Consider the following 10,848-nt stretch of genomic DNA (forward strand, 5'->3'; position numbering starts at 1 on the left):
TTCATCTTTTTCCAAATACTCCCGCCGGAGGCATCTGCCAGAGCGGCCGGGCGAGACATTCTTTGAGGAGCGCTGCAATGGCCTTCAAACTGACCGACTACGAAGCCTATGACTTCGCCAATCGCCGCCACATCGGCCCGTCGCCCACCGAGATGCGCGACATGCTGCAGGTGATCGGCTTCAAGACGCTGGACCAGCTGATCGACGCCACCGTCCCGCCCGCGATCCGGCAGAAGGAGCCGCTGGACTGGGGCCCGGCGATGACGGAACGCGATGCGCTCTTTCACATGAAGCAGGTGGCGGGCAAGAACAAGGTTCTGACCTCGCTGATCGGTCAGGGCTATTACGGCACCACCACCCCGGCGCCGATCCTGCGCAACATCCTGGAAAACCCGGCCTGGTACACCGCTTACACGCCCTATCAGCCCGAGATCAGCCAGGGCCGGCTCGAAGCGCTGCTAAACTTCCAGACCATGGTCAGCGACCTGACCGGGCTCGATGTGGCCAACGCCTCGCTGCTGGACGAAGCCACTGCCGCGGCAGAAGCCATGGCAATGGCCAAGCGCGGCGGCCGGTCCAAGGCCAATAACGCGGCCTTCTTCGTCGACCGCAACTGCCATCCGCAGACCATCGCGGTCATCAAAACCCGCGCCGAGCCGCTGGGCATCGACGTGCAGGTGGGCGATCCCGATCAGCTGGATGCAGGTGCCGTCTTTGGTGCAATCTTCCAGTATCCGGGCACCCATGGCCATGTGCGCGACTTCACGAACGAGATCGCGGCGCTGCATGAACATAACGCCATCGCCGTTGTCGCCGCCGACATCCTGTCGCTGGCGCTGCTGAAATCCCCCGGCGAGATGGGCGCGGATATCGCCATCGGCTCGACCCAGCGCTTTGGCGTGCCGATGGGTTATGGCGGCCCGCACGCCGCGTATATGGCGACCACCGACAAGCTGAAGCGCTCGATGCCGGGCCGGATCATCGGGGTCAGCATCGACAGCCGCGGCAACAAGGCCTACCGCCTGGCGCTGCAGACCCGCGAGCAGCACATCCGCCGCGAAAAGGCGAACTCGAACGTCTGCACCGCGCAGGCGCTGCTGGCGGTCATTGCCTCGATGTATGCGGTCTATCACGGACCCGACGGCATCAAGGCGATCGCGCAATCGGTGCACCGCAAGACCTCGCGCCTGGCCGCCGGTCTGGAAGAGGCGGGCTTTGCGGTGGAACCCGAAGTGTTCTTCGACACCATCACGGTCGAGGTCGGCCACCTGCAGAACGTGGTGATGGAGGCCGCCGTGGCCCGTGGCGTCAACCTGCGCAAGGTCGGCGAGACCCGCGTGGGCATCAGCCTGGACGAACAGACCCGCCCCGAAACCATCGAGGCGGTCTGGGGTGCCTTCGGCATCGACCGCAAGGATGACAGCTCGAACAAGCAATACCGCCTGCCGGATTACGCGCTGCGCGAAAGCGAGTACCTGACCCACCCGATCTTCCACAAGAACCGGGCCGAGGCCGAGATCACCCGCTATATGCGCCGTCTGGCCGACCGCGATCTGGCGCTGGACCGGGCGATGATCCCGCTGGGCTCGTGCACCATGAAGCTGAACGCCACGATCGAGATGATCCCGGTCACCTGGCCCGAGTTCGGCAACCTGCATCCCTTCGTGCCCGAAGATCAGGCGCGGGGCTATCACGAGATGATTGCGGACCTGAACGACAAGCTGTGCCAGATCACCGGCTATGACGCAATCAGCCAGCAGCCCAACTCGGGCGCGCAGGGCGAATATGCGGGCCTTCTGACCATCCGCAACTATCACTTCGCCCGTGGCGAAGGGCAGCGCAATGTCTGCCTGATCCCGACCTCGGCCCATGGCACCAACCCGGCTTCGGCGCAGATGGTGGGCTGGCAGGTTGTGCCGGTGAAATCGGATGACAAGGGCAACATCGATCTGACTGACTTCCGCGAAAAGGCGGAAAAGCATTCGGACCATCTGGCCGCCTGCATGATCACCTACCCCTCGACCCATGGCGTGTTCGAGACCACCGTGCAGGAGGTCTGCCAGATCACCCATGATCACGGCGGTCAGGTCTATATCGACGGCGCCAACATGAACGCCATGGTCGGCCTGTCGCGCCCCGGTGACATTGGCGGCGATGTCAGCCACCTGAACCTGCACAAGACCTTCTGCATCCCGCATGGCGGTGGCGGCCCCGGCATGGGTCCGATCGGCGTCAAGGCGCATCTGGCCGAGCATCTGCCGGGCCACCCGGAATATGGCACCGCCGTGGGTCCGGTCTCGGCGGCCCCATTCGGCTCGCCCTCGATCCTTCCCGTCTCATGGGCCTATGTGCTGCTGATGGGCGGTGCGGGGCTGACGCAGGCCACCAAAGTGGCGATCCTGAACGCCAACTACATCGCGGCGCGGCTCAAGGACGCCTATCCGATCCTCTACACGTCGGAAACGGGCCGGGTGGCGCATGAATGCATCCTCGACACAAGACCGCTGGATGAGGCGGCGCATGTCACCGTCGACGATGTGGCCAAGCGTCTGGTCGATTCAGGCTTCCACGCCCCCACGATGAGCTGGCCGGTGGCCGGAACCCTGATGGTCGAGCCCACCGAATCCGAACCCAAGGACGAGCTCGACCGTTTCTGCGACGCCATGCTCTCGATCCGCTCGGAAGCGCAGGACATCATCGACGGCAAGATCGACGCGGAAAACAACCCGCTGAAAAACGCCCCTCACACGGTGCGTGATCTGGTCGGCGACTGGGACCGCCCCTACACCCGCGAACAGGCCTGCTTCCCTCCGGGCTCCATGGGCGTCGACAAATACTGGTCCCCCGTCAACCGCGTCGACAACGCATACGGCGACCGAAACCTCGTCTGCACATGCCCACCCATGGACGCATACGAAGACGCCGCAGAGTAACATAACCCAACCCCGCCGAAACATCGGCGGGGTTTTTCGCCAATCGGAAACGCGTGTTCTGATTTGTGCCCGTTTCAGATGTCGTTTTCACCCGGTAAAGCGTCTTTTCTGCTTGCTGCAGGTGCGAAGGCCCCCTAGGTCTGTCCGTGGGACACCCCTCCCCAACGAGGGGCGTGTATCTGGAAGGGTAATACACATGACGATCGAACAACCGGCGACGCGGCCGGCAAATCCGCGTTTTTCTTCGGGCCCCTGTGCCAAACCCCCCACATTTGACCTGACAAAACTGGCTGATGCCGCATTGGGCCGGTCGCACCGCGCCGCTGTCGGCAAGGATAAGCTGAAGGCGGCCATCAAAGGCACGCGCGAGATTCTGGGCATTCCGGCGGATTACCGCATTGGCATCGTTCCCGCCTCGGACACCGGCGCGGTTGAAATGGCGCTGTGGTCTTTGCTGGGTGCGCGCAAGGTCGAGATGCTAGCCTGGGAAAGCTTTGGGTCCGGCTGGGTGACCGATGTGGTCAAGCAGCTGAAGATCGACGCCGAGGTGAAGACCGCGGATTACGGGCAGATCGTTGATCTGGCCTCGGTCGATTTCGCAAATGACGTGGTGTTCACGTGGAACGGCACAACCTCGGGTGTACGGGTACCCAATGGCGACTGGATTGCCGATGACCGCCAGGGCCTGACGATCTGCGATGCAACCTCGGCGGCCTTTGCGATGGATCTGCCCTGGGACAAGCTGGATGTAACAACCTTCAGCTGGCAGAAAGTGCTGGGCGGCGAAGCGGCCCACGGGATGCTGATCCTCAGCCCGCGCGCCGTTGAACGGCTGGAAAGCTATACCCCCGCATGGCCGCTGCCCAAGATTTTCCGCCTGACCAAGGGCGGCAAACTGATCGAAGGCATCTTTACCGGGGCAACGATCAACACGCCGTCAATGCTGGCGGTCGAAGATTATCTCTTTGCGCTGGACTGGGCGCGATCGGTGGGCGGATTGCAGGGGCTGATCGCGCGTGCGGATGCCAATGCGGGTGCGGTACACGCGTTCTGCGACCAGAACGGCTGGATCGCAAACCTGGCAGAGGATGGGGCGACACGGTCGAACACTTCGGTCTGCCTGAAGTTCACCGACGCGCGTATTCAGGACGGTGCAGCCTTTGCCAAGGCAGTCGCCAAGCGACTTGAAGCCGAGAATATCGCACTTGATATCGGCGCTTATCGCGACGCGCCTGCGGGCCTGCGCATCTGGTGCGGCGGTACGGTTGAAACCTCGGATATTCAGGCGATGCTGCCCTGGCTGGCATGGGCCTTTGCGACCGAGATCAAAGCGCAGGCGCAGGCTGCCTGAGTTTCATGTGCCGGGCTGAAGCCCGGCCTACCCCATCACTGATGTAAGGCGGGCGTCAGCGCGCTACCCTCTGAAGAATTCAAAGGACCAACCAAAATGGCTCCCAAAGTACTCGTATCCGACAATCTCAGCGAAACCGCAGTGCAGATTTTCCGCGACCGCGGCATCGACGTGGATTTCATGCCCGAGCTGGGCAAAGACAAAGACAAGCTTGCCGAGGTGATCGGTCAATATGATGGCCTCGCCATCCGTTCGGCAACCAAGGTTACACCGACCCTTCTGGAAAAAGCCGACAGGCTGAAGGTCATCGGCCGCGCCGGGATCGGCACCGACAATGTCGACAAAGAGGCGGCCTCGAAAAAAGGGGTGATCGTGATGAACACACCCTTCGGCAACATGATCACCACCGCCGAACACGCCATCGCGATGATGTTCGCCGTGGCGCGGCAAATCCCCGAGGCCAGCACCTCGACCCATGCGGGCAAGTGGGAAAAGTCCAAGTTCATGGGGATCGAGCTGACCAACAAGACACTGGGCGTGATCGGTGCCGGTAACATTGGTGGCATCGTGTGCGAACGTGCGTTGGGCCTGAAGATGAAAGTCATCGCTTATGATCCTTATCTGGGCGAAGAGAAAGCGTCCAAGATGGGCGTCGAAAAGGTCGAGCTGGACGAACTGCTGGCGCGCGCCGATTTCATCACCCTGCATGTGCCGCTGACCGATCAGACCCGCAACATCCTGAGCCGCGAAAATCTGGCCAAAACCAAAAAGGGTGTACGGATCATCAACTGTGCCCGTGGCGGTCTGGTCGATGAAGTGGCTCTGGCCGAAATGCTGCAATCCGGTCATGTTGCCGGAGCGGCCTTTGACGTGTTCAGCGAGGAACCCGCCAAGGACAACGCATTGTTCAACCTGCCCAACGTGGTCTGCACGCCCCATCTGGGTGCGGCGACCACCGAGGCGCAGGAGAACGTGGCCTTGCAGGTGGCTGAACAGATTTCGAACTACCTGCTGACGGGCGCGGTCGAGAACGCGCTGAACATGCCCAGCGTGACAGCGGAAGAAGCCAAGCTGATGGGGCCGTGGATCAAGCTGGCAGGTCATCTGGGCAGCTTCATCGGCCAGATGACGGATGAACCGGTCAAGGCGATCAACATCCTCTATGACGGTGTGGCCGCTGAAATGAACCTGGCTGCGCTGAACTGTTCGGTGGTCGCGGGGATCATGAAAAAGTTCAACCCCGAGGTGAACATGGTCTCGGCCCCTGTGGTCGCGAAAGAACGCGGGATCAAAATCTCGACCACCAATCAGGATAAGTCAGGTGTTTTTGATGGCTATATCAAGGTCACGGTCGTAACGGACAAACGTGAACGGTCGATCGCGGGTACGGTGTTCAGCGATGGCAAGCCGCGCTTCATCCAGATCAAAGGCATCAATATCGATGCCGAGGTCGGCGCTCATATGCTGTACACCACCAACGAAGACGTGCCCGGCATCATCGGCACGCTGGGTCAGACCATGGGTGAGAACAACGTTAACATCGCCAATTTTACCCTCGGCCGCACAGAGGCTGGCGGCGAAGCGATTGCGTTGCTCTATGTCGACGAACCGGTCCCGGCCGAAGCACGGGCAAAGCTTGCCGAAACAGGTCTGTTCACGCAGATCAAACCGCTGGAATTCGACGTCGCCTGATCGCGGCTGTTGAGTTTGAGGAACAGTTCAGGACCCGGTTATACGAATACCCGGGTCCTTTCTTCTCTGATTTCGCAATCTGAGTCACAAGCGAGCTGACTCATACCGCCGGAGGATTCTATGACATTGCCAGTCTATGCCATTGGTGATCTGCACGGGCAGGTGGCCGAACTGGACCGCGCGCTGTCTCTGATCCAAAGCGATGGCGGCCCCGATGCGCAGATCGTGTTTCTTGGTGATTACGTGGATCGCGGCCCTGACAGTCGCGGGCTGATCGACCGCCTGATTGCCGGGCGTGATGCTGGCCGGAACTGGATTACTCTTCTGGGCAATCACGACCGCATGTTTGCCTGGTTCATGGAGGACACTCCGCGCCACGATCCGCATTTGTTGGTGGGATACCACTGGCTGCATGACAGGTTGGGCGGGGTCGACACCCTGCGCAGCTATGGGGTGGAATTCGAAGGTCAGATCCGCCTTGAAAACCTGCACCGTATGGCTCAGACAGCCGTGCCGAAGTCGCACCTGACCTTCCTGCGCGATCTGGTGGCGATGCATCAGACGCCCGAGATTGCCTTTGTTCATGCGGGTATCCGTCCGGGTGTGCCGCTGAATGAACAGAAGGCAAGTGATCTGATCTGGATCAGACAGGACTTCCACGACTACCACGGCCCGCATCCCAAACTGATCGTTCATGGTCACACGCCTGTGGATCAGGCGACGCATTATGGCAACCGGATCAATCTGGACACGGGGGCCGGATACGGACGCCCGACGGGCGTCGCCGTATTCGAGGGACAGAATTGCTGGGAACTGACCGAACAAGGTCGAACACTGTTGACGCCCTGACCGTCCCGCATGGGTATGACACTGGAGATTGGAATATGTACGTCGCCACTTTGCTGACCAACCCGGTTGCACCCTCGCTGGACCGTGCCTTGCCTGAATCGCTGCGCAACGCGTGGGGCGGTGGAGATGTCCTGTGGCTCAGCCCGGACGAGGCGGTCGAGTTTGAGCTGAGTGACATGCCCGCCAATCGCTGGGACGTTTGGGCAGACTTGCAAGGCATGGGCGTGGACCTGATTGTGCAGCCCGCACAGGGGCGGCGCAAAAAGATGCTGTTGGCCGATATGGACAGCACCATGATCCAGCAGGAATGCATTGACGAACTGGCGGATGAGGCTGGCGTCGGCGAAAGGGTCAAGGACATCACCGCCCGCGCCATGAACGGAGAGCTGGATTTCGAAGGTGCCCTGATCGAACGGGTTGGCCTGCTGAAGGATCTGGATGAAAGCGTCATTGGCAAAGTCCTGCGCGAACGGATCACCCTGATGCCCGGCGGGCAGGCGTTGCTGGCAACGATGCGGGCCAACGGAGCCTATGCTGCACTGGTGTCCGGTGGCTTTACCGCCTTCACCGCGCGGGTGGCAGAGCTGCTGGGGTTCGATGAAAACCGCGCCAACACTCTGCTGGCCGCAGATGGCAAACTGACGGGCGATGTGGCGCGTCCCATATTGGGGCGGCAAGCCAAGATCGAGGCGCTTGAGCAGATTTCCACGCGTCTTGGGTTGTCCGAAAATGACGTGATCGCCGTGGGCGACGGGGCCAATGATCTGGGCATGCTGGGGCGGGCCGGAACCGGCGTTGCCCTTCATGCCAAGCCGTCGGTGGCTGCGAAATGCGACGTGCGGGTGAATCACGGCGACCTGACGGCACTGCTTTACCTGCAAGGGTACAGTCGCGCGGATTTTGTCGAATCCTGACAGGGCTTTTCATTATTTAACATTTGTGTTAAATAGTGGTCATGAGCACGCTTCTGACCACCTTTTCCGCTTTGTCCGATGCCACCCGGTTCTCGATTGTCGAGCAGCTGATGGAGCAGGGCGAACTGCCCGCCGGTGACCTGATCGAAGGGCGCGGAATGTCCGGTGCTGCGATTTCGCGCCATCTGAAAGTGTTGCGCGAGGCAGGGTTGGTGCAGCAGCGCGTGCGGGGCACCCAACGGATGTACTCCATCCGGTCCGACGGGCTGCGGATGATTGCCGACTGGACGATCTCCAAACGGCAATTCTGGGAAAGCAGCCTCGATCGCCTCAGTGATATCATCGAAAGGGAGAAGTCATGGCCGACCTGAAACTGGAACGGGACTTCCCCGTCAGCCCAGAGGATCTGTTTGCATGGATCAGCGACGGCAGCCGGTTGTTGCAATGGTGGGGGCCCGAAGGGATGCATGTCCCCGAGCATAATCTGGATTTCTCGCGCACCGGCCCGTGGTATTCGGTCATGGAAAACAGCGAGGGCCAGCAATACAAGGTCTCGGGCCACGTCACGCATGTCGACCCTCCAAACTCGGTGGGGTTTACCTGGGGCTGGCATGACGATCAGGATCAGCGCGGGGCCGAAAGCCACGTTTCCTTCACAGTCACAGCGACGGGCACAGGGTCACGCTTGGTTTTGGACCACCGCGAACTGGCCGATGCCGAAGCAGCCGCGAACCACAATCAGGGCTGGACGTCTTCGCTGCGCAAACTCGAAGCGAAGTGCAAATAAGGTTTCATCAGGGAGGAGCGATATGCCCCAGTATTTGTTTGTCTATCACGGGGGACACACCCCGACCGACCCCGCCGAGATTGAGGCGACCATGGCCGCTTGGGGCGCATGGTTTCAGGGTATGGCCGAAGCGTTAGAGATCCCCGGCAACCCGGTCGGACAGTCCTATACGGTCAGCAGCAGCGGGGTTCTCGACAATGGCGGCGCAAACCCGGCCTCGGGCTTTACCGTGATCAAGGCCGACAGTATCGAAGCCGCGACCGAGATGGCCAAGGGCTGTCCGATGGTCGTCAACGGCTCGGGCTCGGTCGAGGTGGCCGAGGTGCACGAGATCGAGATGTAGGGGCCTTAGCCGGGGAAACCCGGCGCAGGTTTGATCACTCCGCATTCCAGCCCCCGGCGGCTGTATTGCGTGGCGTTCATGAACTTGCGGGTGGCCGGGTGATCGGCCTCCAGCACACCAAGGCTCACCAGAATAGCGGCGATGGCGCATTCGCTGGCCCGCGTGGTGCCATCGGTGATCTTCAGCGCAACGCCCATGCGTTTTTCCGGGATGATGGCCACAAACACCGCCTCGGCTCCGGTCTTGATGGCAACACGCCCGTTCATGGCGCGCATCAGTTCGGTGCAGGCACGTGTCTCACCGGCTACCAGTTGCGGGTGTTTTACCATTGCCGCCACCAATTGCACCGCCGCCTCGCTGGAACGGTCGGACCGATCCGAGGCGCTGGCGAACCATGCCATCGACCGGGCCAGCCCGGTCAGCGACACGGCGAAATTCGGGGCGGAACAGCCGTCAATACCGTAACCGGGGCTGGTTTCGCCTGACGTCTCTTCGATGGCAGACAAGCAGGCCTGCTGCACCGGGTGATCGATTTCCAGATATTCCGGCCCTGCGCCCATATGCTGACCCAGTGTCAGGAAACCACAATGCTTGCCGGAACAGTTGTTGTGGATCTGGCACGGGGTGTCATCCGCCAGGATCAGCCGATCCCGCGCGGCAGTGTCCGCTGGCTCCTGTGGCCCGCAGCGCAAGTCGTGCTCGCTCAGCCCCAGATGATCAAGCCACGCTGTTACGCGGTCGGTATGGATCGCAGCCCCATTGTGTGACGCGCAGGCCAATGCAAGATGTTCGCTGTTCAATCCGTATTTTGCAGCGGCTCCCGACGTGACCAGCGGAAGCGCCTGAATCATCTTGGCGGATGAGCGCGGATAGATAACCGCCTGCGGGTCGCCCCAGCTGCGCACGATCTGGCCGGTGTCGTCGCAGATGACCGCGTGGCCCAGATGCAGGCTTTCCAGCAAGTTGCCACGCCACAGTTCTGTCATCGCTACGGGCTGCGTCATCTGGACCTCCGAAATTAATGCGCAAAATTCTGCCAATCGCCCTTTCGCCTGTGGCGAAACCTGCGTTAGTGTGTGTATGTCGGCAATCATCGGAATGCGCAACGGAATAGACGGGCCGGAAGGGTTCGCAGCCATGTCCGATGGATTTGAGGTATCGGTCGAGCTAGGAGGCTGGACAAATGGGATCAATGCTCGTTCGTACGATTGCGGGCCTGTGTGTGGCAGGCATCGCCGCGACTTCTGCAATCGCCCAGCAGGCGACAAGCACAAACCGGGTTGCCGCAAAAACGGACTGGAGCGTTTTTGTCGAAGATGATCCCACCGAATGCTGGAGCGTTTCGGCCCCCAAGGAAACCGTGAACACCCGGGGCGGGCGCGTCGTATCCGTGCGGCGCAGCGACATTCTGTTGTTTGTGTTCTATCGGCCCAATGCCGAGGTCAAAGGACAAGTGACCTTTACCGGCGGCTACCCGTTTGCTCCGGGATCGACGGTGAACCTGAATGTCGACGGGTCCGAGTTTGAACTGTTCACCGAAGGTGAGTGGGCCTGGCCTGCGTCAGATGCAGATGACGCCAAGATCGTCACCGCGCTGAAACGCGGAACCGAGGCTGTTCTGACTGCCCGGTCCGAACGCGGCACGCAAACCAAGGACACCTTCTCGCTGCTGGGCTTTACCGCAGCAATCGAAGACGCCGAAAAGCGCTGCACCAAGTAAGCACCCCGACCTAAGCAAATGGTCGCGTCTTTGGCGGCGCTTTTCTTATGTGGACTTCCGTCAAGTGGGTCAGTCCATGCTGCGATTGCTCAATCCGCCCTCAAATGGCAGGATTGAGCCCGGAGCCGCCGTTGTATTATTGGGTCGAGTCAGACCTGACACCGCAAAGCAGACCTTCGCCACGGAGTGATTTACTGCCCCGAGACTAGGCAAAATATTTGACCAAATCGCTACCTGAAACGCGCTCTGTAGTTGTCAG

General features: G+C 60.9%; 10 protein-coding genes. 9 read left to right on the plus strand and 1 reads right to left on the minus strand.

Features of this window, described 5'->3' with window-relative positions; all coding sequences use genetic code 11:
- Window positions 1-77: 77 nt before the first annotated feature.
- From gcvP to ACR0BF_RS10855, 8 genes are all read left to right on the plus strand, one after another.
- A complete protein-coding gene (gene gcvP, locus ACR0BF_RS10820) occupies window positions 78-2,933 on the plus strand; it encodes an aminomethyl-transferring glycine dehydrogenase (protein WP_480605527.1) in 2,856 nt (951 codons plus the stop codon).
- A gap of 196 nt (window positions 2,934-3,129) precedes the next feature.
- On the plus strand, window positions 3,130-4,284 hold the full coding sequence (locus ACR0BF_RS10825; protein ID WP_480624889.1) for a phosphoserine transaminase: 1,155 nt from the start codon (window positions 3,130-3,132) through the stop codon (window positions 4,282-4,284).
- 96 nt (window positions 4,285-4,380) lie between these two features.
- Window positions 4,381-5,976, plus strand: coding sequence for a phosphoglycerate dehydrogenase (serA, locus tag ACR0BF_RS10830; protein WP_480493919.1), 1,596 nt, complete (start codon window positions 4,381-4,383; stop codon window positions 5,974-5,976).
- 120 nt (window positions 5,977-6,096) lie between these two features.
- A complete protein-coding gene (locus ACR0BF_RS10835) occupies window positions 6,097-6,825 on the plus strand; it encodes a metallophosphoesterase family protein (RefSeq protein ID WP_480624890.1) in 729 nt (242 codons plus the stop codon).
- 35 nt (window positions 6,826-6,860) lie between these two features.
- A complete protein-coding gene (gene serB / locus ACR0BF_RS10840; protein ID WP_480546631.1) occupies window positions 6,861-7,739 on the plus strand; it encodes a phosphoserine phosphatase SerB in 879 nt (292 codons plus the stop codon).
- A gap of 41 nt (window positions 7,740-7,780) precedes the next feature.
- Window positions 7,781-8,110, plus strand: coding sequence for an ArsR/SmtB family transcription factor (locus ACR0BF_RS10845; protein WP_480493917.1), 330 nt, complete (start codon window positions 7,781-7,783; stop codon window positions 8,108-8,110).
- Window positions 8,098-8,526 carry an SRPBCC family protein gene (locus tag ACR0BF_RS10850; RefSeq protein WP_480474207.1) on the plus strand — a complete coding sequence of 143 codons (429 nt, stop codon included), beginning with the start codon at window positions 8,098-8,100 and terminating at the stop codon, window positions 8,524-8,526. The genes ACR0BF_RS10845 and ACR0BF_RS10850 overlap by 13 nt, the downstream gene beginning before the upstream one ends.
- Before the next feature lie 22 nt (window positions 8,527-8,548).
- A complete protein-coding gene (locus ACR0BF_RS10855) occupies window positions 8,549-8,869 on the plus strand; it encodes a YciI family protein (protein ID WP_480605543.1) in 321 nt (106 codons plus the stop codon).
- 5 nt (window positions 8,870-8,874) lie between these two features.
- On the opposite strand, the gene ACR0BF_RS10860 is transcribed toward ACR0BF_RS10855, so the two are convergent.
- Entirely contained in the window at window positions 8,875-9,873 is a 999-nt protein-coding gene (locus ACR0BF_RS10860; RefSeq protein ID WP_480474206.1) for an asparaginase, read from the minus strand.
- Window positions 9,874-10,052: 179 nt separating this feature from the next.
- Here ACR0BF_RS10860 and ACR0BF_RS10865 point away from each other — a divergent pair, with 179 nt between their 5' ends.
- Window positions 10,053-10,589 (plus strand): invasion associated locus B family protein, encoded by a 537-nt coding sequence (locus ACR0BF_RS10865; RefSeq protein WP_480474205.1) that lies wholly within the window; start codon window positions 10,053-10,055, stop codon window positions 10,587-10,589.
- Window positions 10,590-10,848: the final 259 nt, after the last annotated feature.

The sequence above is a fragment of the Ruegeria sp. AG7 genome, assembly GCF_056541545.1.

Coding starts and splice junctions, on each gene's coding strand:
- gcvP (WP_480605527.1), top strand. CDS start 78: ATGGCCTTCAAACTGACCGACTACGAAGCCTATGACTTCGCCAATCGC.
- ACR0BF_RS10825 (WP_480624889.1), top strand. CDS start 3,130: ATGACGATCGAACAACCGGCGACGCGGCCGGCAAATCCGCGTTTTTCT.
- serA (WP_480493919.1), top strand. CDS start 4,381: ATGGCTCCCAAAGTACTCGTATCCGACAATCTCAGCGAAACCGCAGTG.
- ACR0BF_RS10835 (WP_480624890.1), top strand. CDS start 6,097: ATGACATTGCCAGTCTATGCCATTGGTGATCTGCACGGGCAGGTGGCC.
- serB (WP_480546631.1), top strand. CDS start 6,861: ATGTACGTCGCCACTTTGCTGACCAACCCGGTTGCACCCTCGCTGGAC.
- ACR0BF_RS10845 (WP_480493917.1), top strand. CDS start 7,781: ATGAGCACGCTTCTGACCACCTTTTCCGCTTTGTCCGATGCCACCCGG.
- ACR0BF_RS10850 (WP_480474207.1), top strand. CDS start 8,098: ATGGCCGACCTGAAACTGGAACGGGACTTCCCCGTCAGCCCAGAGGAT.
- ACR0BF_RS10855 (WP_480605543.1), top strand. CDS start 8,549: ATGCCCCAGTATTTGTTTGTCTATCACGGGGGACACACCCCGACCGAC.
- ACR0BF_RS10860 (WP_480474206.1), bottom strand. CDS start 9,873: ATGACGCAGCCCGTAGCGATGACAGAACTGTGGCGTGGCAACTTGCTG.
- ACR0BF_RS10865 (WP_480474205.1), top strand. CDS start 10,053: ATGGGATCAATGCTCGTTCGTACGATTGCGGGCCTGTGTGTGGCAGGC.